12 protein-coding genes are annotated in these 25661 nt (G+C 57.1%); 5 read left to right on the top strand and 7 right to left on the bottom strand.

Features of this window, described 5'->3' with window-relative positions:
• Positions 1 to 242: 242 nt before the first annotated feature.
• Entirely contained in the window at positions 243 to 2660 is a 2418-nt protein-coding gene (locus Pla52nx_RS05575; RefSeq protein ID WP_231741892.1) for a diguanylate cyclase, read from the top strand.
• Positions 2661 to 2832: 172 nt separating this feature from the next.
• On the top strand, positions 2833 to 4080 hold the full coding sequence (locus Pla52nx_RS05570) for a DegT/DnrJ/EryC1/StrS family aminotransferase (RefSeq protein ID WP_146519558.1): 1248 nt from the start codon (positions 2833 to 2835) through the stop codon (positions 4078 to 4080).
• A 31-nt stretch (positions 4081 to 4111) separates the two neighbouring features.
• Here Pla52nx_RS05570 and tssC read toward each other — a convergent pair whose 3' ends face one another.
• The 6 genes from tssC to glgC form a co-directional block, all read right to left on the bottom strand.
• Complete coding sequence (gene tssC, locus Pla52nx_RS05565; RefSeq protein ID WP_146519557.1) at positions 4112 to 8623, bottom strand: type VI secretion system contractile sheath large subunit; 4512 nt, start codon at positions 8621 to 8623, stop codon at positions 4112 to 4114.
• Positions 8620 to 9582, bottom strand: coding sequence for an AAA family ATPase (locus tag Pla52nx_RS05560; RefSeq protein ID WP_197454482.1), 963 nt, complete (start codon positions 9580 to 9582; stop codon positions 8620 to 8622). Before Pla52nx_RS05560 ends, tssC begins: the two co-directional genes overlap by 4 nt.
• Before the next feature lie 48 nt (positions 9583 to 9630).
• The gene (locus Pla52nx_RS05555; RefSeq protein ID WP_146519555.1) at positions 9631 to 10884 is read right to left on the bottom strand and encodes a toll/interleukin-1 receptor domain-containing protein; all 1254 of its coding nucleotides are present in this window, start codon (positions 10882 to 10884) and stop codon (positions 9631 to 9633) included.
• Positions 10885 to 11030: 146 nt separating this feature from the next.
• On the bottom strand, positions 11031 to 13217 hold the full coding sequence (locus Pla52nx_RS05550; protein WP_146519554.1) for a peptide MFS transporter: 2187 nt from the start codon (positions 13215 to 13217) through the stop codon (positions 11031 to 11033).
• A 155-nt stretch (positions 13218 to 13372) separates the two neighbouring features.
• Positions 13373 to 14299 carry a GGDEF domain-containing protein gene (locus Pla52nx_RS05545; RefSeq protein WP_146519553.1) on the bottom strand — a complete coding sequence of 309 codons (927 nt, stop codon included), beginning with the start codon at positions 14297 to 14299 and terminating at the stop codon, positions 13373 to 13375.
• A 9-nt stretch (positions 14300 to 14308) separates the two neighbouring features.
• Positions 14309 to 15577, bottom strand: coding sequence for a glucose-1-phosphate adenylyltransferase (glgC, locus tag Pla52nx_RS05540; protein ID WP_146519552.1), 1269 nt, complete (start codon positions 15575 to 15577; stop codon positions 14309 to 14311).
• 622 nt (positions 15578 to 16199) lie between these two features.
• Here glgC and Pla52nx_RS05535 point away from each other — a divergent pair.
• Together Pla52nx_RS05535 and Pla52nx_RS05530 are read left to right on the top strand one after the other, a co-directional pair.
• Positions 16200 to 17687 (top strand): Do family serine endopeptidase, encoded by a 1488-nt coding sequence (locus Pla52nx_RS05535; RefSeq protein ID WP_146519551.1) that lies wholly within the window; start codon positions 16200 to 16202, stop codon positions 17685 to 17687.
• Positions 17688 to 17845: 158 nt separating this feature from the next.
• A complete protein-coding gene (locus Pla52nx_RS05530; RefSeq protein WP_146519550.1) occupies positions 17846 to 19360 on the top strand; it encodes an ankyrin repeat domain-containing protein in 1515 nt (504 codons plus the stop codon).
• Between the two features lie 21 nt (positions 19361 to 19381).
• On the opposite strand, the gene Pla52nx_RS05525 is transcribed toward Pla52nx_RS05530, so the two are convergent.
• The gene (locus Pla52nx_RS05525; protein WP_146519549.1) at positions 19382 to 25351 is read right to left on the bottom strand and encodes a hypothetical protein; all 5970 of its coding nucleotides are present in this window, start codon (positions 25349 to 25351) and stop codon (positions 19382 to 19384) included.
• Positions 25352 to 25375: 24 nt separating this feature from the next.
• Here Pla52nx_RS05525 and Pla52nx_RS05520 point away from each other — a divergent pair, with 24 nt between their 5' ends.
• Positions 25376 to 25552, top strand: coding sequence for a hypothetical protein (locus tag Pla52nx_RS05520; protein WP_197454481.1), 177 nt, complete (start codon positions 25376 to 25378; stop codon positions 25550 to 25552).
• Positions 25553 to 25661 lie beyond the last annotated feature (109 nt).

Below are 25661 nucleotides of genomic sequence, written 5' to 3'. Positions count from 1 at the left end.
CCGGCTTAACCGACAAGACTTGCCAAGACCGCTGTCTATTGCCAGCAAACAACGCGTTGCAATCATCACAACCGGAAAAGCCTGCCATATCGATGCGAGAAAGGATCAGTGGCCATGCCGCGGCCAAGATCCATGACGCCCGGTGCATTTGAGCGAGCAAAGTTAACGCTAGTCGGGGGTTTTCCCGATTTTTTCAGTCGTTTGTCCCTCAATCAAACCTCGGGTCCTGGCACGTGGGCAAGGTGTACCTCCAATCAGTTCGGCTAGCGATCGCACTGGTGTGCGTCGGCGCGAGCTTGATTCTGGGCGCCCATTGGTTCGGACTGATTCCGGACTCGACCAAAGCCAACGCAAAGCATCGTCGCCAGTTGAGCGAGACGATCGCGATGAACGCGGCAGCTCATGTTCGCAAACGTCAGTTCGTGGATTTGCAGACCACGGTCCAAACTCTCGTCGATCGAAATCCCGACCTGTTGTCTGTCGGAATTCGAAACACCGCCGGCGTCTTGCAAGTCGACTCGGGACACCATGCAGAAATCTGGGAGCAACAAGCAGCAGGCAAGAGTGGCGTGGATGCGATCCAGGTCCCCATCACGCTGCGACGTGCCGCTTGGGGCAATGTTGAACTTTGTTTCCACGCCCCTGAGACGACCGTCGCCGGTGCACTGGCGGAGCATCCGCTCGTACGTTTACTGGTCTTCTTTTGCGGCGTCGGCGTCGTGGCCTACACGGTGTTTGTCGGCAAAGTGCTACGGGTGTTCAGCAACACCCAAGTCGTCCCCGAGCGAGTTCGGCAGGCATTGGACACCTTGGCCGAAGGACTGCTGGTGCTGGATGAAAAGGCTCGCATCATCCTCGCCAACGATGCCTTTGCGCGAACGGTCGATGTCGCTACGGAATACCTGACCGAAATGTCCGCCGACGCGTTACCGTGGCAATCCGCAGACGACGAGTCCTGTCAGCCAGTCGCAAGTGAACAACTGCCCTGGAATCTCGCGATCGCCGACTCGACGATACAAACCGAGCGAATGCTGTGGCTGCAAATGGACGACGGATCACGCAGAATCTTTTCGGTCAACGCAGCCCCGCTGGGCGGCAACGGCGCGCGACGCGGCGCATTGGCGACTTTTCGGGATGTCACCCATATCGAAGAACATCGCGCCGAGTTGGAGCGAATGCTGATGCTGTTGCGTAGCAGTCGCGATGAAATCGAAGAAAAGAATCGTGAACTGGAGATCTTGGCCACTCAAGATGCCTTGACCGGCTGCCTGAATCGTCGCGCGTTCTTTGAGCGTTTCGGAAAACGTTGGACGGAATCCAAAGCATCGGGACAGCCGCTCTCGTGCATCATGATCGACAACGACCATTTCAAACGCGTCAACGATTCCTACGGCCACGCGACAGGCGACGAAGTCTTGAGACAAGTGTCCAAGGTGCTGAAGCAACGCCACGGCGTCAACGGGATCGTCTGCCGATACGGTGGCGAAGAATTCTGTGTGCTGTTGCCCAACATGACCTTTGAACAAGCCATCGAGCAAGCCGAAGTGACAAGGCAAGCGATCAGCGAAATCAGACTCGCCGACCCTGCGGACCTTCGTTTGACCGCCAGCATCGGCGTTTCCGAAACCCGCTTCGACGCCGAGGACCCGCAAGAACTGATCAACCAAGCCGACGTCTGCCTGTACGCCGCGAAACGAGCGGGTCGAAATTGCGTCGTGCCGTTTTCGCCGAAACTCGCGGAGATCGAAGGCGACTTGTCGCAGCATGCTGATCGCAAGGGTGTTGAAATTCCCTACCAAGCAGTCGCGGCTCTGGTCGCAACACTTTCCTATCGGGACGCAAAGACCGCCGAGCACAGTCGTCGTGTCGCCGATCTGTGTACACGCGTGGCCAGCGGTTTCATGGACACCTATGATTTGCACTTGGTCGAGATCGCGGCGTTGCTGCACGACATCGGCAAAGTCGGTGTGCCGGATCACATCTTGCTCAAACCCGGTCCGTTGACCAAGTCAGAATGGGAGATCATGTCCCGACATGATCGCATCGGTGTGGAGATCGTCGAGAGCGCTTTCGAGTCACCCGAGTTGACTCGCATCATCGAAACCCATCATGCGTTTTACGGCGGTGGCGGTCGCGAAAAACATCTGCCCATCGGCAAAGACATCCCGTTGGCCGCCCGGCTGTTGACCATCTGTGACAGCTACGACGCGATCGTCTCCGATCGTGTTTATCGTAAAGGACGCTCGCACGAGGAAGCGATCGCGGAACTGAGACGCTGTGCACCCTCACAGTTCGATCCCGACCTGGTGGAAAGATTCGCCGCCGCGATCTCCTGCAACCCGAACGTCGAGATCAATGCATCGAAAAACGAAGCGGCGATTCAGATCGGCTATCAAGTCGAGCGATTGGCAACCGCGGTCGACGATCAAGACGCCGAGGGGATGAAATCTCTCGCCGCCCGACTGGGCATGTATGCTCGCAGTTACAACATCAATGCCATCGCGATGGCCGCCCAGCGAATCGAAATCCACGCGTGCCAAGAGGAAATCCGATGGATTGAGTTGCTCAAGGACACCAACCAGTTGCTCGATATCTGCCGAGCCACCCAAACCGATCTCCTCCGCCGCTCCCTCGATCACTCGGTCGATGCCACCCGCTGATGCCCACGACCCCGCGATGGGATTCACCCGCAATGGGATTCGCCCGTAATGGGATTCGCAAGAATTCCCCTCGCTGCCACGTTCCTGCTATACCATCAACCTAGCAACGAGCGCATCGCACGGCGACAAATGGGCTCCCCCTGATCAGGCTTCTCCCCGTAGGGTCGGAAACATGTGGGCGCGAAAAAGAATTGACATCGGCTGGACTGACCTTTGGTTCGGCTTTCGCAAGACGTATTGCAAAGTCGATCGAACAATTGCAGCTCAAGATGCCGAATCTGCATTCACACCGCGGGACCGTTCGCTGGCATGCTTGTCGGTGCGCAGCGGCTTTGATCTGCTGTTGACCGGGTTGCGAATGCCGGCGGGTAGCGAAGTCCTGGTCTCTGCGGTCACCATTTTGGACATGGTCCGCATCATCGAATCTCATGACTTGATTGCCGTTCCGATCGATATCGATCCGTCCACCATGCAGCTGGATCTCGGGACGTTACAGAACGCGATCAAGCCCCAGACACGAGCGATTCTGGTTGCGCATTTGTTTGGAGCGATCCTGGATCTTAGCGAGATCTGTTCCATTGCGCAGCGAAATGACCTTCTGCTCATTGAAGACTGTGCGCAGTGCTTTGACGGAAATCGCTACACTGGCCATCCCGGCTCTGATGTCGTCATGTTCAGCTTTGGTCCGATCAAGACGTCAACGGCGTTGGCCGGCGCGCTCTTGGTGGTCCGTGATCAGACACTACTCAAGCGAATGAAATCGACACACCAAACTTGGCCGATTCAACCGCAAGCCGAGTTTCGCGTTCGAGTACGGACCTACAGCCTGCTGAAGCTTGCGTCGGGCAGACGGACCTTTGCGATTCTGGTATGGATCTTACGATGGCTTGGCAAGAACCGTGACGAGACCCTCAACGGTGCGGTGCGAAACTTCCCCGCCGATCAATTCTTCACCAGACGACGGCGTCAGCCCTGTAACGCGTTGTTACAATTGATGAAGCATCGTATTGATCGGTTCGACGCGTCACGTCAAGACCGCCGGTCACGCCTGGGGCGGATGCTTGCCGACGGCATAGGCCTGTCGGATCGGGATGACAACATGAGGGTCCCGAGTGCGGCGACGCAATATCACACGTGGTGGGTTTTTCCGCTTTGTTGCGATGAACGACACCAGCTCATAGAGCAACTTCGCTATTCAGGGTTCGATGCCACCGCGGTGAGTCAAATGCAAGCAGTTCCTTCTATTGTGGGCAACCTTGCTGACTCTCCTGTAACGGCTCAACGCCTGGTCGACTCGATGTGTTTCCTGCCGCTGTATCCCGAAATGTCAGAACAGGCGATCTCGCAGATGATCAAAATCGTCGATCAGCACGCCAAGACGCGTAACCAGCCATTCCAGGCTGACAGTCCGTTGGAGTAGGCCAGCCTGAAAAGACTGACGTACGGGAATTTCACGCACGCGGGGTGTCCAAGCGTGTTTGCAGCTTGATCCTGGGTAAACGTCGAGAAAACGGCATCCATGGCTTGATATCGACATCCATGTCATAGACGCCTGGATGCCCTCGCCGCTCATTCACTTGGACGCTTGCTTCTACCAATGGATACTGAGCCCGAATTTCTGGACTGGCATCCAAATCCGGAGTCACATACTGCACAATCCAACGATTCAGATACTGTTCCAGTTCCTCAGCTGACAGGAATCGGCCGATCATCTCGCCGGAGATCGAACGCAAGTAGCACATGAAGCGAGACACGAACAAGACGACCGGCAACTGAGCAGCAACCTCGGCATCAAGCGTCGCCTCCTGGTCACTGAAGTGTTTGGGGCGATGTACCGAATGGGCACTCAGGAAGACGGCGTAATCTGTGTTCTTGAAATGAACCAACGAACAGAAGCCGAGTTCTGCAAGTTCACGTTCTAGCCGATCGTGAATGCTTGCTTGCACAAAAGAATGATCTTGAAACGGTTCGCCAAACATGGCAGGCGCACTGACACGACCTCCGTTTTCGACCCCTACGATCCGATTGGGCAGTCCTGTCTCCCGCATCGACTCAATCATGCGGCCTGCAAGAGCGTACTGGCCAGTGATCCATATCGATTTTCTTGACTTGGGATCGGAAGTCCATTCTTGAAACCTAAACTCATCCGCGATCTCATCTGTCTCGATCGTGTGGGGTGCTCGACCAAGAATCCCAGGCAAGCACATTGCCAAGAATCTTGAATCCTCCTGATTTCTCAATTGATTCCACGCTATGTGTTGAGCCCCTTTCATCATCAAAGTATCGAGTCGGTTGGTATCTGGCAGGTCTTCGAAACGAGGAAGTCCGAAGAACGACGCTGCCGGAGTGCAAAGCACCGGGCAATGAAGAGCACTGCCAATAAAAGCAAGCCCCCTCAGGATTTCCAAATCTCTTGGCTGAATGTTTATGGGTTCGTCCACTACCAGGGCGCCGAAAGGAACCCTTGTGTGACCGACTGAGCGATTGTCAACCAACCGAAACAGATCGATTTCATCCACCGAAACCGTTGAGTCAAAATCTTTGCCTACAGCAGACAACGGAACAGGAAGCACTTTCAATTCAACATGGTGGTTGGATCTTGCACCAACGATCCAAGGATCTTCGTGCGTGGCCAATTGGTTTGCCAAGTAATGCACGCTCCGCCAGCGAGATTCCAGGTTCCGAAACGCATCGCAATGCATGACCGCTCGAACGATATCGCTGATCACGCGATCCATATCGCGGATTCGTTCTGCTAACGCCGTAGTGACCGACTGCTCCTCCTCAAGGACTCGGTTTCTGAACAGATCCAGCAGCGTTCGGAACCAATCCATCAGGTGCTCGTCATCGTTGCCGTCTCGCAAAGAATGTACGAGTTTTTCTATACCATTCAGATCCAGGAACTGGTAGCGATCAGCTTTCAGTAGGTCCGACTGATTGTTCCATGTGATCGTGCCGCTACGAACCTTCAGGAAAATGTCATTCAAAAGGTGCAGTAGCTCTTTGTCTTTTAGAAACTGCGCAGCAAACTGGCATTCTGACTCGTGTTGAACACACCAATCGCAAATCTCTCTTGTGAGTTGTCTGCGTTCCAAGACCGATTGCAATAGCGGAATCTGGGTCGCGACCTGCGACGGCTCAAAGTCCTCCATGGATCGAAACTTCAGCGTTGCGTGAACTAATCCACGAGTTTCGAAACTCAGGTAGTCGAGCCACAGAAATGGATCATCGATTTTCTGAAATGCCTCCCAAACCACATGACTTGCATCGATTGATGGCTTCAGCGATTCAAAAAGAGAAGCCAACCCGCCTGACTCAACCGTTAACCACTCTGCATTTTTCAAGCTCATCGATGTCGAATCACCACACAGATCCGATATCACACCGAGAACGTAAGGCAACTCTTTCTTCTCTACGGCATCCGCCGCCTCGACATCGTACGTAATGTGTACCCGGGGTTTTCTCACACGTTTGAGTTTGGATGTCTCAGCCGCTCGCTCGTTCTGCAGCACACTTTGATCCGGTGTTTGCAACACCAGTCCAGCCGATGTCGCCAGCGCCACGCCGAGTTTTTGATAGCCCTTTTCGCGGACAATCAACGCTCCCGACCACTGCTGTACATCGATGTGCCGCAAGTACGTCGTCGGCTGCAACTCGAACCGATTGTTGCCGATTGACTTCAGACGAAATCGCGTGACCGCCAACTCCTGATTCACATCGACCGACAACGCAAATGCCAAATCGGATTCTTCTACGCTCTGTGTGTTCAACGCGTTCCACGGACCAAACGACTCCGGCGGCAGCTCTGCTGAATCGCTTCGCCGATTCGACGATTCAAACGTCCCAACAAGGACCGCCAGCTCGTCGTCGCCACTCTGACGCCTGCCCCGACGATCACTCGACTCGGGTTTGACATCCATCGATCCATCTTGTCCGACCCACTGAACCGAATCGAAACCTTCTCCCTCAAACGCTTCACGAACAATCCGTTGCGTCGTCAACACACGCGAGTTGCCGATGGCGAGTGCGGGACCGACCACTCGATCACCACGAACGAGATGCCCATGGCCGAGCTGCAGCAGTCTTTCGCTGGAAAACTTGCGTTTCAGATCTCGCCGCAATACGTATTGATTGCCCGATTCGTCCGTGATCTGAATCACATTGGGAGCCGACTGAAGCGAGAAATCCCTGGGAGGATCTCCGGCCGGCCACTCAATCGCATCGCCATCGAACCAAAGCGTCCGATGCGACGAGTCGGGAATGTGCAGCACTTCATCCCCCGGCTCCGGAGGCTCGCTCAGCCGCAACGAATCACCAGCGACGCGGATGCCCAGTTCCACCATGGTTGTCTCCTTGGACAGCAACATCTGGTGTTCACTGGATAGGATTGACTCCGATGGCAGCGGCGTTTGGGAAGATCCCCAATCAGACCGAGTGTCAGAGTCCGAAGCGGATCGAGCAATACACTGCTGTGAGACTTCCTGCAGCAGGTTCATGCGTCCCGGATTCCAGTCCGCCGGAATCCGAGGCAACGAGGAAATGGCCCACTGAGCGATCCCCTGCCGCCTTTCCTCCAACACCGTTTTCAACACGGACGCGATCGCAGCGTCAAAATCGTCCCGGGCATCGTCGGTCCGCTTCAACGCCAGATACGAAAGCCGCTCGTGTAGCCCGGCAAGCGTCGGGCGTTCTGCGTGGCTGGATTGCAGGAAACGCCAGACCTCATCCAGACGCCCGCTGGCAATCAATCGCCGCTGCAACTCTGCCACGCAGTCAGGATGCAAGATGATCGAATCGCTCGAGCGTGATTGGACCAAACCGCTGAACCACAACTCGGCTTCGACCGCTGGGCTCAGCGTCGGGCAAAGCCGCATGCGTGCTCGTCTCAACAAAGAACGCGGAATCCGATGGGTCAGCGACAGCACCACGGCAAGCTCCGCGACATCGGTCGGCAGTCGCCCCAGTGATCGAAGGATTCGTCCCGATGCGTTTCTCGCTTGCGACTCGTCGTGCACGGTGGAGCGGTCGACAAGACTGCGACGGGAGGCCGACGATGCGGAGGAAAACCAACTCGTCGTCTTTGCAACCTGGAGCTGACGATCACCTGAAGACAGCTCCAGGGGTGTGATCGCAACGACTCGATAGTGTGCCTCGCTGAGCGATTGGCAAAAACGCATCCACCTTGATGCACGACGGCTCCCCGATGCACCTTCGCCGGGACCGATGCCGAAATTGGTCAACAACAAAATCGTCCAGCCGCCGGGCGGCGTCTGATAGAAACGCTCATCATCGATGACCGGATCATAGACGCGGTGCGTTTCCAAGTCCGTGTAGACGATTTCAAGACTGTTGCCAGGAACAATTCTTTGCAAGCCAGCCACAACCGACCATTGATCATCTGCGTAGGGATGCATCGACTGGGCCGAGTCCACAATGACCTGAACTCCGCCGCGAAGCGACTTGGCGGATCGTAGCAAGCGAACCCCCAAAGGTTCGGCTGTCGCGAGTCTCGCAACGATCCGCTCCACGTCCACCTCGTTGCTCAGGAAATCCCTCGCCAAGAGATCCCTCAACAGACTTCGCAGCCAATGGTCGGGAATCAACGGAGTCACGTCGCCTCTCGACTCGATGCCCTGAGTGTCCGAAACAGGCATCACCGGCGCGTCCTGGTACCACTGCGGCAACTGTGGTGTTGGCGCAGACTCGATGAGATTCAAATAAGCGTCGGACAATTCGTGTTCGACACAACGCCGCGGCTGACTGGTTGGCTGGCTCGGCTTTTTCTCTGGTTGTGATTCTGGTTTTGATCGATCTCGATCCTGCGACTGCTTGACCGGAATTCGCAACTGAAACCCGAGTAGTTTTGCCACTCGTTGATGCATGCCTTCATCGTCCACGGCTTCGTCATGCGAAATCGTGTTCCAGGCACGCAGCAGGTCGGCGACTCGGATCGCATCCATCATGACCAGTTCGATTCGTCCCGATCGCGTGGGGAGGTTTGCAACACGATACGTGTTAGTCGTTCAAAATCCGCAGAATCCGCCGTCAAGTTCAACTCGTGACAGGCTCGCACGGTGTCCAAGTATTCCGCGGTGCTGCATGGTGTCGAACGATCGCCCGATTGATGGATGCGTTGCACCGCATCGGCAATCTTTCTCAAAAAAGCCGTGTCATAGCCGGCATTCGGGTCAACCGCCTGAGCGATCTCGATCAGCGTGTCGGTCGTCGGTGGCGGCAATTCCAAGCGGACGCATCGACGCAGAAAGGCGGGCGGCAGCTCACGTTCATTGTTGGTCGTGATCATCACCAACGGTGGCTCGGTCGCGGCAACCAAGGACATCGTGGGTGTCACCGTGAATCGCAACGAGCCGAGCGGTACGAGCAAGCCGTTGGGCATATCGGGGTCGGCCTTATCGATCTCGTCGATCAACACCACCGCGCCCGACGCGGTGCCGTTGCTGGTATGCTCAGCGGTTGCGAAGACATCGGGATCAATGGGCAACCATCGTTCATCCAGAGGCTCGGTCGAACCGCGTTGAGACGCACTGTCGGGATCCATCGCCCACCAAAGTGCTCCCGGCTCGATGTAGGCGGGCAACGGCAGCAACTGGTTGGCTTGAGCATCGTTCAACCGGCGAATGTTGTCGGTGGTCCACAGCAACTCTTGAGCTTCGGACCGATTGGTCACCACGTGCTGATAGAAACGTCGCCCCAATGACAAGGCGACGTTCACGGCCAAGCTCGACTTACCGCATCCGGATGGCCCCTCGATCAACAACGGTCGTCCCGTGATCAACGCGATGTTGATGGCCAACGCGATGTCGGGATGGTGATACACATACGTCTTGCCCTCCAAGGTCGCTGCCTGTTGCGGAGCGGCTTGGCAAGTCTGAACGCGTTGGGATTGAAAACGAATCGTCACGTCACTGATTCCAAATTGCACGGAGGGGTAGGCGATAGAGACTGAAGTTCAAACGAGAACCCGAGCCAGATCATCTTTTGTGTCGTCGTAGGCATCGCATGCTGCCAGCTCGCGATCCTCACCGGGGAAATCGAGTTGATGAGCCAAGGGATGCAGAATTTCTAGTTGCCGTTCGGGGCCCGTGACCAGAATCGTCAGCGTGGGCAATTCCTCCTGGAGCCTGCGCAATAAGTTCGGACTGAGAACCCAGTTGGGCGGAAACAAGAGAAAGACAGGCTCTCGACGCGAGTCCTTGCGTTCCAGCCGTCGTTTGACATCCCGGGTCTGCGTTTGCCGCGCCGGTCCAGCCGCTGGAGTCAGGGAAGCGGCCAATTGATTCATGATCCACTCCAACGGATCCTCCGACTCTGGCGGCATCAGCTCACAGACATGCCATCCCGCTCCAAGGGGTTTCATGCTGGATCGAGAAACATAGGAATGAGCGGTCCAAGGTTCCGCACAACACAGCGTAAAGGTACGCTCACTGTACTGCCCCATCGCCAACTGAGCCAATTTGGACGCGGCAGATTCCAAGACCCAGAACGGTGTGATCAAGTCCAAAATTTCCAACAAGCAACGTTTCGCATCGTGTGCGGTCGTGCCTTTGCCCAATGCCAGCAACGCGTCACATGCCTGTTCATAATCCATGCGAAACAATTCACGAGCGAACGAACGAAAGATCTGTTGCTCGGACGACGACGCGGTCCAACCTTGATCGCAGATCTGCCAAGCCGCCTCTTCGATCTCCAAACGCTCAAACCCGGCCCGACTGAGTAGCTTCACCACGTCGTCTTCCAACACTTCCATCGGCGTTCGCAGACGCCCCACACGATTGCACTGACGTTGCAGATGGGCGACCAACTGACGCGCGGTCTCCTGAGGGTCCGTCGCGACGAGGCATTGAATCTCGCGAAGACGTAGATCGCCGATCGTCCCTTGGTCGAGCTCCTCCGGTTGCACATTCCCGACCAGAACCGGCAACAACGGAAAGTTCTGTTCTCGCAGATGACGAAACGAGAGGATGCTCAACTCGATCGGAACGAATTTGGATTCCAACGCCGAATGGCTCAACAGCAGCACCGCACCGTGGACTTCATCCATCCACTGAAACAGCTTGTGTCGCCATCCGTCTCCCAAGTCCAACCCGTCGATGTCCAGCCGCACATCAAACTCAGCTCCGAGCAACTCCTGGTGGATCGCACTCAGGAACCCCTGAACATCCGTGGACTTGGCGGAATGGCTGATGAAAATCTTGGGTTTCATGTTGCCGCACTGACATTATCTGACACGATTGGGCATGATCGGGCGGAAATCCAAATCCTGGTGGACACATCGGGTCGCCAAGACCACCGGTGCGAATGATGACAACCTTGACGACGCGATAAAACAATGCACAGGATAGCCGACGATCACTCGCTCTGCGGTGCATCGACATGCATCCATTTCTTCAATAGCGGCGACAGGAACAGGCAGACGACGCCCGATCCGATCGCCATCAACGCGACCAAGAAATAGACATCGCCATAGATGTTCACTGTCTTGCTCGGTACGGGAACAAAATTTCCGCCGTCGTTGACCGCCGCGAACTGGGCGATGATCGCGGCCAAAAACTGTGAGAACGCCGTGGCCAGGAACCAAGCGCCCATCACCGTGCTGACCAAACGAGCCGGTGACAGTTTGGTGATCATCGACAAGCCGACCGGGGAAAGGCACAGCTCGCCGGTGGTCAGCAACAGGTACATCAGCAACAGCCACACCATCGATACCATGCCGTCCGAGTCACAGGTCTTGGCACCGAAGTAAAGGCATCCGAAACCCATTCCCAGTTGGATCAGTCCAAACGCGAACTTGACCGGCGTGCTGGGCTCTCGACCACGTGCACCCAGGAAACTCCACAGCATGCTGAACGCCAAACCAAAGATCATGATGTAGATCGGATTGACGCTTTGGTAAACGGATGCGGGAATCTCGGTTCCGCCCAGCCCGATCTTGCCGACGTTCTCGGCGGTATATTGCCATTTGATACTGTGATCTGCAGGTGTAGCCGCATCGCTCTTGGCGTATTCACGCAGATAAGTCAACGCAGACATCGTGAACAAAGGCTGCTCGGTGACCTCTTTGATCATTGCCTCCAATTCTTCACCCTTCATCCGTTTCTCAGGCTCTTTCTCCTCCTCGACGGCCGTGATCGCGGTGCGAACACGTTGCCCAAGTTCATCGTTTCCGTTCTCGTGGCCCAGATACTCCTGGCTCAGATACTCCAACTCGGCAAGCTTGGGATCGTCGCTTGCGGGCACCACACGCAAGTCGACGGTCTTGCCGACGTCGGCATCGGTCACCAAGCTTTCTTCGACGACTCGATCGATATTGCGGTCGGTAAAGTTGTTCACCGAGCTGCCGGACTGTTCAAAGAACGCCCAGAAAAGCAAGGAAAAGAAAGTCAACACAAAAACAACAAACATCCGTTGACGCGGCACGCGTTCCATCCGCAAAGCTTCGCGTATCAAGTAAAACGACGCGCCGATGCCCGCGATGATCAAGATCAATCCTGCGGGCCGACTGGCTTCCTTGACAAATTCGGCAAACCCTCGCACCAACTTGATCTTGCTGTCCTCCAACGGTTTCGTCCAATGCTCTGGAATCAACCTCGCCATTTCATTGACACCGGGCACGACGGAGAAACCGGAAACCAACAGCACAAGAATCGGAATCACCACCGCGGTACCGATAAGGACTTTGGTGAGGTTGGGAAAGTAACTCTCTGGCCTAGTGGTTCGCCCTGCTTCTGCAGGCAATCCTCCCTTGGCCAACGCCATCACCGCGATGGTTCCAGAGATCAACAACGCGACCGCAACGGCGACATTGGTAATGAAGGTGAACACATCGCCCGGGTTGTAGAACACCAAACCATAGGCAGAGAGCAATGCCGTCCCAAGGATCATCACTTGAGTCACGATCGTGGGCGCGACGAACACCGCCAGCCCTACCATCATTCCGATCGTGGCCAATCCGAATCCATAGTGCCATCCGTAGGTCTCGCCGATGTAGCCGCACAACAAAGGTGCCATCGCGGCACCGAGATTGATCCCGATGTAGAAAATGGTGAATCCACCATCGCGTTTAGTGCTGCCCGGCGGGTAAAGGGAACCAACGATCGTTGAGATGTTCGGCTTAAAGAATCCGTTGCCCGCGATCAGCAACGCCAGCGCGGTGAAGAAAAATATGTCCGTCTGCAGGGTCATCAACAAGTGTCCCAGTGCCATCAGCACTCCGCCGATCACCACGGTTGTCCTCGCTCCCAGCAATTTGTCGGCGATCATGCCGCCAAAGAACGGTGTCATGTAGACCAACGCGGTGTAAGCACCATAAACAGCGTTGGCGTCCTTGTCTCCAAAGCCGAGGAACCCTTTCATCATGTAAAAGAGCAACAACGCCCTCATGCCGTAGTAGGAAAATCGTTCCCACATCTCGGCAAAGAAGAGCGTGTAGAGTCCCGTGGGATGCCCGAGCAATTCGTGTTGCGAATCAAAGTCGATGACGTTCGCAGCGGGAGCATCCGATGTCACGTTGGTATCGGTTGGTTCAGAGTGGGCCATGCTGTGGAGGCTTCTTGCATCGTGGGACGACTGGCCGACGCACCATCATCGGGACGCGTCGATATTGATTTCACTGCGTCAACAACATATCGCGAACCGCGACGGGCAACCATAGCGACTGCCCCAAAGATCAGAGTCCAGCGAGAGCCAGAGCATCAATCCTTGCGATGGGGGTCCGTCGAAATCTCGACCGCGTCGGGCAATTGGGCCCCCGAGCCTTCGTCGACCAGCGTGTGGTTGCGGCCCATCGCTTTGGCCGCATAGAGCGCTTCGTCGGCTCGGCGGAGCACGGAAAGGGAGGATGCGTCGTCGATCGGCTGGCTGATCCCGATACTCAAAGTCACCTTGACGCTGTGATCCTCCCAACGAAAGGTGGACTCCGCGATCGCTCGACGCAGGGTCTCCAGTCGCTCCGTTGCCCGGGAAACGGACTCGTCCAAGATCACCGCGAATTCATCGCCACCGTACCGAGCCACTGTCACGCCAGCACCCAGCCGTTGCTGCATCCACTGTGCCAGTTGTCGCAGCACGCCGTCGCCCATCGGATGGCCGTGGGTATCGTTGATCGACTTGAAGTGATCGACATCGATCAGAGCCAGCGAAAACGAAGCGCCACCGGCGCGGAATCGCTCAAATCGCTTTTCCAACTCCTCGTCAAAGACCCGCCGATTGAGCAATCCGGTCAAGCCGTCCGTGCGCGCTTGGTCCAAGTAATCCTTGATCTGACGGGTGCGAGACTCCAGTTCACATTCGACGGCATCGAGTCGCGATTGAACGCGTTCGCTGCCCGTGATGAATTGCTCCAACAGCGACATCAATTGTTGGCCGTCAACTTGTTGGTCGCTCGATGCCGCCGCGTTGTGCTTGCGAACGGCGGCGGCCAAGTGTTTCAACTGCTGTTGGTAACTAGAGACATTACCTGAATACTCGTCGGTCCATGTCCCCAAGTCGCCGAGCAACTGCAGCATGCGATTCAAGTCGCGCTCGTTTCCCGGTGGCACCGCCGGCGTGCTGCGACGTCCGAGGAACCAACCGACAACCAAACCAAGTGCGAGACAGATCAGACCGATCACGTAAGACATGGAGCAGGTTCAACCGCCGGCCATCTTGACCGATCCTGCAACGGCGACGGACGGCTCAATCAACTCGTCACGACCGATCACCACCAGTCCGCTTTCGGTCACGGTCAGTCCGCGTGCGGCGTCGTGCTGTGGGTCATAACCGATCTGAGTTTCCGCAGGAATACTGACGCCTTTGTCAATGATCGCGTTGCGAATTCGACAGTGTCGCCCGACGTTGACGCCATCAAACAGAATGCTGTCTTCCACTTGTGCGTAACTGTTGATGCGAACGTTGGTTCCCAAGACGCTGCGCAGGACGCTGCCGCCGCTGATGATGGAACCTTGGCAAACAAGCGAATCCAGTGCGCAACCTCGGCGTGAGGAATGCCCTTCGCTGCCAAACACAAACTTGGGTGGCGGCAGCATCTGTTGAAAAGCCCTCACCGGCCATTTGTCGTCGTACAGATTCAACTGCGGATCGACTTTGATCAAGTCCATCGTGGCTTCGTAATAGGCATCCAGCGTGCCGACGTCGCGCCAGTACGCATCGCTCTTGCGGTTTTCATCCAAGAACGGAAACGCACAGACCTTGTACTGATCGATCGCGCCGGGAATGATGTTCTTGCCAAAATCATGGTCGCTGTCGTCGCGAGTCGCATCGGCGCACAATTGCTCGTACAAGAAACGCGCGTTGAACACGTAGATGCCCATCGACGCCAAACAGATGTCCGGATCGTCCGGCGTGGGGACAGGGTTCTGAGGCTTTTCCTGGAACCCGATGATGCGGTTCTTGAGATCCGTTTGCATGACCCCAAACTCGCGTGCCTGGTCCACACTCACGCGAAGCGCACCGACGGTGATGTCGGCATCCATCTTGCGATGAAACTCCAACATCGGTTTGTAGTTCATCTTGTAGATGTGATCACCTGCCAGAATCAAAACGTCCTGCGGCTGCTCACGCTCAATCGCATAGATGTTCTGATAAACCGCATCGGCGGTCCCCTGGTACCAGTTGTTGTCGATCCGCTGCTGGGGCGGCATCACATCGATGAACTCACCAAGTTCACGAATGAAGTAATTCCGCCACGCCAAGTTGATGTGCCGGTCCAGCGACTGGGCTTTGTACTGCGTCAGCAACAGCAACCGACGCATGTCGCTGTTGAGGCAATTGCTGAGTACAAAATCGATGATCCGGTACAGACCGCCAAACGGCACCGCTGGCTTGGCACGGTCCCGCGTCAAGGGCTCCAGACGGGAACCTCGTCCGCCTGCCAAGATCACTGTTAAAATATCCTTCATTTGATCCTCTCAATCCTTGGCCGTTTGTGCCCGCTGTTCCCAATGACCCGCTGGTAACCGCCGTCCGTTTCGCCTCTCGCAGATACACCGCGACTGGTCTTTCTCTTACGACCATCGCCCCGGCGATCGATACACCAAAAACAGGAATCGCCCTGCCGACGGCAGCGTCGGCGATCCCACCGTAATCAACACGCAATGGGACTCGGAACACCATAATCATGCGTCTACGGGTTGATGATAGCACAGACGACAGGTCCCCATCGATACCACTTGGGGTTCTTACCGGTGTAAATTGTACAGGTAGGTCGAATCAATTGGCCCCAGGAATGGGCTCTGGTTGGCCTAAATTTTGCACTGCGCATCAGCCCAATGCTGTCGTTCTGTCACGTCGGCAGCCCCGATGCCTCCTATCTACGGCTTTTCCGATCCGAGAGCCGTGAATTCGTGCGCACCGTGCCGGCAGCAAATGGAATGTTTGGGAGTTCAACTGCCCCAAGCTTACAATGAACTGGTTCAACTGACTGGATGTCGGTCCCCGTCGCCCACCGCCACACTGGCAAGACGGGCAAAACAGAGCATGGGCAAGATAGGAAACTTGAATTCGAGAGGAGCGTGCTGAGACATGTCACACAATAAGTCCAATACAAGCATGATCGTCGCGGCGATGGTCATTGGGTCGTTGGTCACGATTGCAGCCCTGAGCGTGCCTCAAATGCTGCATCATGATTCCCACGCGCAAGACGGAGGTCCCGCCGTCGCGGCACTTGATACTCGAGCACCGCTGCGAAACCAAGATCTCGGTGCCGCGCAAGACCTTTCCAGTGCGTTCCGCAAAGTCGCAGAAGTGATGAGGCCCAGCGTGGTCAGCATCAATACAACGCAAACGCAGATCATCCGTGGTCGACAACTACCTCGCGGAATGGAGCAATTCTTCGGCGTCCCGAACATTCCCGACCAACGTCGAGAAGCCAGCGGGATGGGCAGCGGTGTGATCGTCCGCCCCGACGGGTACATCTTGACCAACAACCACGTCGTCGAGAATGCAGACGAGTTGGAAGTGGAATTCAGTGACGGCCGAACCGTCCCTGGCAAGATCATTGGGACGGATCCTCAAAGCGACCTGGCGGTCGTCAAAGTTGATCTACAGAATTTGCCCGCGGTTCCAATGGGTGACTCCGATGCAATTCAAGTGGGCGACTGGGTCTTGGCCATCGGCAGTCCCTTTGGCCTGGAGCAGACGGTGACAGCCGGAATCATCAGCGGCAAGAATCGCGTTCAGAGAATCATTGATGACGGAGACGGTTTCGAAGATTTCCTGCAGACCGACGCCGCCATCAATCCCGGAAACTCCGGCGGCCCGCTGGTGAATCTGCGTGGCGAATTGATGGGGATCAACACCGCGATCATGTCCCGCAGCGGAACGAGCGCCGGAATTGGGTTCGCGATTCCCGTCTCGATCGCTCGGCCCGTACTCAATTCCATCATCGAGTTCGGCGTGGCCAAGCGAGGTTTCCTGGGCGCGGGACTGGACGAGATCAACGAACGCAGCATCGCCAAGTACGGCTTGAAGATGAAGCGAGGCGTGGTCATCGAGAATGTCCTGGAAGACATGCCCGCCGACAAAGCAGGCCTGAGGGAAGGCGACGTGGTGGTCTCCATCGATGGTCGGGCGATGAAATCCAGTAGCCAAATGAGGAATTACGTGGCCAGTCGACCGCCGGGGGCCACCCTCGTCATCGATGTCAGTCGAGCAGGGCAACCACTGCAAGTTCGGGTATTGCTTTCCGAACGTACCGAAGAAGTGATGGCACAGTTCGGCAGCGGCGAAGTGCTCGGTGCAGAACTTGTCCCGATGACTCCGACGACGGCAAAGAAGTTTGGTTATCGCGAAGATCAAAAGGGATTGGTAGTGACCTCGATCAAGGTCGACAGTGAAGCCGAGCAGGCGGAGCTGAAAGTTGGCGATGTGATCGAAGCCGCCGGCGGTATCGAACTGGACTCGGTGCAACGATTGAGAGCCGTCCTGGAAGCCGGCCGGCAACAGCAAGCCACCATCCGGGTCGCTGTGCGTCGCGGCGACCAACGCATGCTGCTGTTCGTCGAAAACTGACCATTGTGTAAGGCTTATGTACGTCAGGCTTTCTAGCCTGACATACCCACCACAGCATGTCAGGCTAGAAAGCCTGACGTACAACCACAGCATGTCAGGCTGGAAAGCCTGACGTACACCACAGCATGTCAGGCTGGAAAGCCTGACGTACAACCATCATGAAACACGTCACACTGCCATTGCTCGTCGCACTGTTGCTGTCGATCCATCCGTCGACCTTCGCCGACCAGTCAGACGTCCAGCAAACGTTGCCCGACGTCATCCAGCAGCAGGACTGGGCAGCGGCGGAACGAATCTTGCCGACGGTCGCGGACATCGATCAACGGCAACCCGACGGCATGTCCGCTTTGCATTGGGCGGTGCGTTGGGGCAACGCTCAGTGGGTGCGCCGTTTGCTTGAGGCGGGCGCCCAGATCGATGCGGCAAACGAATATGAGATCACGCCGCTGGCCATCGCTTGTTCCAGCGGTGACGCCGAAATCACGGGGATCTTGCTGGACCGAGGTGCCGACCCGAACACAACGGTCGCGGGCGGTGAAACCGTGCTGATGTTGGCGTCACGAACTGGAGAAGTTCAAACGGTCAATGCGTTGATCGCGAAAGACGCCGACGTCAATGAGAAACAGCAACACGGTCAGACGGCGTTGATGTGGGCGGCGGCCGAAGGACACGTCGCGGTCGTGGATGCTTTACTGAAAGCGGGAGCGGACATCGACAAACAACTGCGATCGGGCTTCAACGCTTGGTTCTTTGCCGCTCGTGAAGGTCACTCGGGTGTGATTTCGCGATTGCTCGCCGCCGGGGTGGACGTCAACGATGTGATGAACCCACAGAGTACCAGCGGGCGGGCGCCCCGACGCGGAATGTCGGCATTGATGTTGGCCGTGGAAAGCGGACACTTTGAGTTGGCGTTGCAACTGGTCGATGCGGGCGCGGATCCCAACGATCAACGCAGCGGATATGCACCGCTACACGCGATCAGTTGGGTGCGACGTCCCGCCAGAGGAGACAATGAGGAAGGCGATCCGCCGCCCCGTGTCGATGGCGAGATCAGCAGCCTGGAGTTTGTCCGACAAATGGTTCAACGTGGCGCGGATGTGAACTTGCGTTTGGAGAAAGGCAAGCACGCCAAGGCGAAACTCAATCCACGCGGCGCGACCCCGTTTCTGTTCGCCGCGTTCACTTCGGACTTGCCGCTGATGAAAACGCTGAAAGAACTCGGGGCCGACATCCACCAGGGCAATGTGGACGGTTGCACGCCGATGTTGGCGGCCGCCGGCGTGGGTGTATTCGTCGCCGATGAATATCCCGGCAGCGAAACGGAAGTCCTGGCTGCGGTGAGACAACTGCACCAGTGGGGCGTCTCCTTGGATGTTGTTGACGAGCATGGTGAAACGGCGGTACACGGAGCCGCTTACCGAAGCTTTGCTCAAGTCGTGGACTTGTTGGTGGAATTGGGTTGCGAGCCAGAGTTTTGGCATCGCAAGAATGAACTCGGATCGACGCCCCGGCAAATCGCTCAGGGCAAACGTCCGGGCTCTTTCAAGCCCAACCAAGCAACGATCGCGGCGATCGATCGTGCGCTCAATGCTGCGGGGATCGAGCATGAAAACTGGGTCCGACCGGCGGACCGCAAATCATGGGACGACTCGCCGAAGCCGCCGAAAAAATGATCGCGGCCGTGGCATCAACCATCACGGTTCCCAGGTGGACAGTGAGGTTGCCAGACGCTGCAGTTTGGGTTTGTTCTTTTCGATGGCCATCAATCCGGCCAGCAACAGCATGCCGGTCGTGATGCCGAATGCCCACCAAGGCCAAACGGCATCGATTCTGGTCTGAGCATGCCAGACCATGCTGGTGACGCCGAAAAAGACAAAGATCGCACCGAGGTAAAGGAACGGCTTGACCCGCAACACGACCCCGGCCAGCATTCCCGCCAGGGCGAGCAAGACCAGGATGATCGGACCGGCCAGTGTCGAACCAATGTCATTGAGCAACATGTCCGCAGTGCTGCTGATATAGATCACCAGCGTGGACACATAGCGAATCGAGGATGCCGCAGCGGCCGGCAGTCGCTTTCGATACAGATGCGTCACGATCAACACACAGACAGCGGGCGGGATCAACCAAGCCTGCGGTCGCGCAAGGAATCCCCAACCGGGTGTCTGTGTCAGCAAGATCCACAGGGCCGCGTTGCCCAGGATCACGGTGGCGACTCGGGAAAAGCCATTCTTCCAGAGAAATGAAACCACGCCGTAATAGATCGTGCCAATCAACAACAAGGACTGGTAGCTGACTTTGCCTTGCACATAGCTCCACGCGTTCTGGGTCGCTTCGTCCGCATTTCCCACATCAAACACGGACAGGCTCAACCAAAATCCGAGCACGGGAACCAGCGGCAGGTACAGCGAAGTCTGTCGCAGTGTGTCGGACATCAGATCATCACCGCGAGCTTTGGCCCACTGTGTGATGGCGACGCTGCCGAAGGCGAGTGCCATCACGATGTACGGCCAGTAGGCTCGCAGCCCCAAATCTGCCAACGGACTCTTACAGAGAAACAAATGAAACCACGTCAGGCCGCCGAAGACTTGCGCCGCAACGACGAGAAACCGTCGTGTCGCATCGCTTAGATTCCAGCTCTTCTGATACCCGGTGCCGGGGCCGCTCAAGATTGCCGCCGCGGTCGTCAAGACACTCAAGATCGCCAGCGTTGCAGCCACGCCCAACACCAACGGTTTGGAAATCAACGTCGGATCGCCTTGCGTGCGGATCATCGCTTCCTGCCCCAACAATGCCAATAGCGTGGCCGCAGCCAAGACTGCAGCCGCCGTGCGTGCTTTTTCAAAGGCTCCCGACCAAACATTGGCCATTGTTTCCCCGAGCATCTTGGGCAAGGCAAACGCGAACACCGCGACGGTGCAGACGGAGGCAACGAACCATCGCATGGTCAACGTCAGCAGGGGATACTCCGTTCCGATCACTCCAACGCTGGCCCATAAAAACGTCGCCAGAAGCCCCAACCCGACCGCCGACATGCGTCGCGATTCTTGTTTGTCGGGTCGTGATTGCCCCGAAATCTCGGTGAACACCAACGCGATGATGGCAAGGCTGCCGATCGCCATCGGCAGCATGCGTTGCGTGTTGTCATAGGCCAACCAGAAAACGCAGAGGAACGTGGCAATGCAAGTGACGCACCAGCTCACGTACGAAATCCCGTCGGCAACGATCGTCGTATTGCCCAGTCGTCTTTGCGGGTTGCTGTTGTTCGACGTACTCCTCGTGAAGGCATTGGCTCGATTCCAAAACAGGTTGGCAGCCGATGTGAAACGAGCAATCATGCTGGCCGAGAAAGCCAACGCCGCCAGAACAGCGGGCGCGACCAGAGTCGCAAACGCCAGAGTTTCCTCGTAAGTCGCTTCGTAGACATACGCCATGCGGGCGGTGAAGACAGTGACGGTCAAGACCGCCAGGGCGACCGATGTGAACCATGCCGTGATACGATCGTTTCTCGCGATCACCGTCAGCACCACCAGAGCACCAACAATCAACCGCAAGACCAGCCAACGTTCACTCAAGGTGCCAATGAACGCCGGACCCGATGCGGCACCGACGCTGACCACCAACTCACCAAACCAAGCGAGTACGAGCAGGACGGCGAACTCGTTGTCGGCCAAGATCCGTGAAAACAGCGGGGCTCGGGCAGTCGTTTCCGTCAGCGGTTTGTCGGGACACGCCACACGCCACAGGATCACCCAATGCGAAATCCATCCCGTCATCGCCGTCCACTCCAACCAGTCGCCCGCACCGGCGTGATCACTGAGTCGAACAGCCAAGTAGCCGCCGACAATCAGCATCAGCCAACACAGCAAGCGACCGGCAACGGAATCCGCTGTTCGTTCAGGTTCCTTGGATTTCGCCGCCCAGGCGATCGGAATCACGAGCCACCCAGCTGTCGCACACGCGAGCAGTCCCACCCAGCCGTAGAATCCCGTGGCCGAATGAGCTAACGATGTGCAGGTGACCCCTGTTGCCATCACGGCGGCATGGCGAAAGTCGGCGTGGTTGATGGAATGGAATTTGAGTGATTGCAACAACACGCGGGCAAGCGATGCGATTGTCGCGATCATCCACAGGCCGATCAACAGACGCTGCGGGGACATTGCACCGAGAATTGCTGTGACGGACGAAGCCGTACTGAGCAACAACGCCGCGTGCCCGCTGCACAAGGTCAGCACAAGTGGCCAGATCAGCGTCCGTGCAATGATCGGGTGTTCCTCACTTTTTCGCCACGGCAAGTAAGGCCACGTCAGCAGCGCGGTGGCAGTGATTCCAGTCAGCACATAGCCGCCCGAGTTGCCCAGCAGCGAGACGACATCAATGCTCAACCAAACGCCCAGCGTCGTACAGACGGCGGAAAGGATGCCTGTCGCAGCGGCCACATGAAAAACGTCCTGAAATGCCGATCGCAACTCCGGCTTGTCCCTCGACAGCAGTGCGCCCACAGCGATCCAACCGAACAACGCAACGGTGGACCACTGAGCCCAGGCAACGATGCTGTTGGGAACGGCCAACGGCATGACCAAGAAGGTTGCAACGAAGGTCAAACCGGCGGAGAGGAACAAGACATTTCGGTTCTTCGAATGTTGCCCAAACCATCCCAAGACCAACGCCCCCATGCCGCTCCAAATGGCGAGCGTCCAGGCACTGAAAACGTTTGGCAACTGGGCTGCAAGCACCGGCCGGAGCCAATCGCAAACCCAAAGCACGCCGGCTGAAGTCGTCATCAGGGTCGCGCCCGTACCGGCTGCAATCAACAATGGCGATGTCGTCATCGACGCGGCTGCGACCACATCACGTTCCGACATCTTGCTGCGCAATCCACCCAACCACGCCGCCAAACCGATGCAGCCGACCGTGGCGAACGAAGTGGCCAATACCAGTTGCTCCGCCGCATCGACCAAGGTTCGTTGAGCGATTTGATTTGAAATCCACACGATCCCCACGACCCCGAGCAACGTACCGACTGACCAAACAGCCGACCTGATATGGCGTCTGAACAACCCCGTGGCCAGAGCGGCAGCAGCGAAGCTGATCAGTGGTACGATCACCGGCGCGTAGAACCGAGTGTTGTCCACTGCGGCGACGCCCAACAGCATGGACAGATAGCCGTGTGCCGTGGCAAGGATCACGAAAACCAACATGCCCGCCCCCAGCACTGTTTCCAACATCCGTGTGGGAGCGACCGTGCGATGATCCAGCCAAGCGAAACGTGTTCCACGAAGTTTTGTCCGCCGCACGCCCCGGCTCACTTCACGCAACAGCAACCAGGCCACCAGGGTGGCCGCCAGCAGCGTGCCCCAGCCCCACAGCGCGAGAGAACTTCGCCAAGCATCGGATGTAAATAATGTTTCGTGAAATCGCCCCCATCCGATCAACGCGGCCAGTGAAAGAGATGTGCCCTGAGTTGCCATTAACCATTCGCGACTGCGATTGAGAAACGCGATCCAGCCAAGCAATAGGGTCACCGCAAGCAATCCCCACGCCGAAACGGTCCAGTCGATGCGGACCATTGAGAGACTAAAGCAGACGGCGATGGCGGAAAAGAATCCAACGGCGGATTGCCAAGCAAGCAGAGCGGTGGGCGACTGAAATTTACGCAGCCCCTCCGTCATCGTGACCAAGGTGGCCGCGATCGCGAGCGAAGTGATCAACCAGACCCGTGCCGATGCAAGCGGCAGTCCGATGCTGATCGGATGAAAGACCGAACACCAGCCCATCATGACCAGCGGGATCACCGCGATCGCCAAGGCGTCCGCGATTGCCCCATGGTGCTCCATCGATGACTTGCGAACCAACACCGATGCAGCACACGCAGCCAAGATCGCGACGACCGCCAGTCCGGTGACCGCAGTCGCCGGCACCACTCCCAGCCAACTCGCTGGCGCGATGGAAAGCACGACGACGTTGATCGCGCCCAGTGCGATGAAACCAGCCGCGATTGCGTTCCATACGACTCTGTTCCAACGCTTCGGAACGATCCACGCCACTACCGCGATCACCAAACCGATCACAAAGGCCGCGACCATCGGTTGTCCACCGATCACGCGTTGCCACAGCGCCAGGTCATCCCAAGCATGTGTGGCGAAGAACGTTTGTGACGCCAGGACGGTGGTCACGCCGACGGGAACCGATGCTACAGAAATCCACTGACGGTGTCGAAATCCGATCGCCCCGATCACCAGCGAGACGCTGGCCACGATCGCCCACGTCCACAACCACGACGAGGAAATCAACGCCGCCGGCATCGCCGCAAGAACGCCGCCCAAGGCGATGATGCTGATCACGGTGCCTGCCATCGCCAAGCGGGGACGTTTGTTCCAGTTGCGAATCGAAAGTGCAAATTCGGCGACGCCAACCCATGCCGGGATCAATGCGATCGAAACCGCAATCGCATTTTGTGTTGTCACGCCCCACAGATACAGGATGTTGGCGGTCAGCGCGGAGAGTGAGAATGCACCGACGGACAAGATCACGATACGGCGTCGCGTGGCGGACAATCCCGGCGTCGGACATTTCTCTCGATAAGAAATCCTCAACTGCCAAGCCAGCGCGGCCAGCAACGAGACCGATCCGACCAAGATCAACAGGATCGGAGCACGTCCGTCCATCCGGATCGCGGCTGGAACCAGCGGCAACATCATTGCCGGTCCCGCAACACTCAAGATCATCGGCAACGCGTCCCGGCGACCGACCAGTCCGCGCCCGCCGAACCATAGTAACGTCATGTAAACGATTCCGCCGACAAGAATCGAACCGATCGTGATCGGGTCATCCAAGGACACTGCCGTCGCGTCCGTTCCCGCGCTGGCCAGTCCGGCAAGGATCCCCAGAGGCACCAGCAACGTCGCGATCAACAACATCGCACGACTGGTGTGCCGAAGTTTCCATCGCGACAGCGTGTACAGGGCTGCGGCAAAGATCGCTGTGTTGGCGGCGGCAAAGATCAACGACGGGATCGCGCGATGCGTCGTGACGATCGTGTTCCACAAGCTCAACACCAAGCCAACCGAACAGATCACGATCAGCAACCCGGCGACCAACTCGCCCCAACGCACGTTGTGCGCCGCCAAGAACGATCGAATGATCTCGGCTTTGGACAGTGTGGGCGGCGACGCGACCGTTTCGACCTGGGTAGAAACAGTTTCCTCCGTCGACGACTCAAGCGGGACGGAAAATGGACTTGGCTGAGACGGCGAAGTTGCCAACGGGGTGTCCGGTCGGTCAGCGGATTGCGGAGGTGCCGCGAAAGCTGCTTTCTCGACCGTGCGTTCCACCGGCGGGGGCGCATGAGGAGGCGTCTCTGTTTGAAAAGTCTCTGGCTGCGAACTCGCTGGCTGCGAACTCGCTGGCTGAGAAGTCGCTGGCTGCGGATGCTTGTCGACCAAATAATCAGCTACCACGCGATCGACGGACGGGAATTTTGATTGACGCAGTGACGGCGGGGCGCCCGAGAGCTTGGCGACATTGCCACGCAAAATCGCGACGGCTTGTGTCGACATCACGCCTTCGCGTTCCAAACGATTCAGAACGCGATCGGCTGCTTCGATATCAGCGGTCGCTTGCCGCTGTGCCTGAGCGTGTGGGCTGGATGAGTCGGTAAACATGGATCGAATGAAGACCCATGTTGCATGACCGACAAGCGTGACGATCGCCCACAAGAACAAAAAGAGCACAAGCAAGAGGAGCGATATTTCCATCGGGACGCCTTTAGCACACGGCAGGGAGGAGTGGATGGCGGAGGATTGGGAGGGTCGCTCTGGGAAGGCAGCGGAACATCGCCATCGATCGATCAGCGAGATTCCTGACGATCATCCGAGCATAGAGCCCGAATAGTGGCAAAGCATGCGCCGAGGCCGACCGAAATCACTTTGTCCTCGTCAAAGGTTCGCTGGAGAGCGTATACGCACGTTATAC

The sequence above is a fragment of the Stieleria varia genome, assembly GCF_038443385.1.
GTDB classification, from domain to species: Bacteria; Planctomycetota; Planctomycetia; order Pirellulales; family Pirellulaceae; genus Stieleria; species Stieleria varia.
Note: the sequence above shows the minus strand (reverse complement) of the source record. Positions and strands in the feature narration are given on the sequence as shown.

Excerpts from the sequence above, each read along its gene's own strand:
- Pla52nx_RS05555 (WP_146519555.1), bottom strand. The coding sequence starts at position 10,884 with ATGAAACCCAAGATTTTCATCAGCCATTCCGCCAAGTCCACGGATGTT.
- Pla52nx_RS05545 (WP_146519553.1), bottom strand. The coding sequence starts at position 14,299 with ATGTCTTACGTGATCGGTCTGATCTGTCTCGCACTTGGTTTGGTTGTC.
- Pla52nx_RS05530 (WP_146519550.1), top strand. The coding sequence starts at position 17,846 with ATGAAACACGTCACACTGCCATTGCTCGTCGCACTGTTGCTGTCGATC.
- Pla52nx_RS05550 (WP_146519554.1), bottom strand. The coding sequence starts at position 13,217 with ATGGCCCACTCTGAACCAACCGATACCAACGTGACATCGGATGCTCCC.
- Pla52nx_RS05535 (WP_146519551.1), top strand. The coding sequence starts at position 16,200 with ATGTCACACAATAAGTCCAATACAAGCATGATCGTCGCGGCGATGGTC.
- Pla52nx_RS05525 (WP_146519549.1), bottom strand. The coding sequence starts at position 25,351 with ATGTTTACCGACTCATCCAGCCCACACGCTCAGGCACAGCGGCAAGCG.
- tssC (WP_146519557.1), bottom strand. The coding sequence starts at position 8,623 with ATGATGGATGCGATCCGAGTCGCCGACCTGCTGCGTGCCTGGAACACG.
- Pla52nx_RS05520 (WP_197454481.1), top strand. The coding sequence starts at position 25,376 with ATGACCGACAAGCGTGACGATCGCCCACAAGAACAAAAAGAGCACAAG.
- Pla52nx_RS05570 (WP_146519558.1), top strand. The coding sequence starts at position 2,833 with ATGTGGGCGCGAAAAAGAATTGACATCGGCTGGACTGACCTTTGGTTC.
- glgC (WP_146519552.1), bottom strand. The coding sequence starts at position 15,577 with ATGAAGGATATTTTAACAGTGATCTTGGCAGGCGGACGAGGTTCCCGT.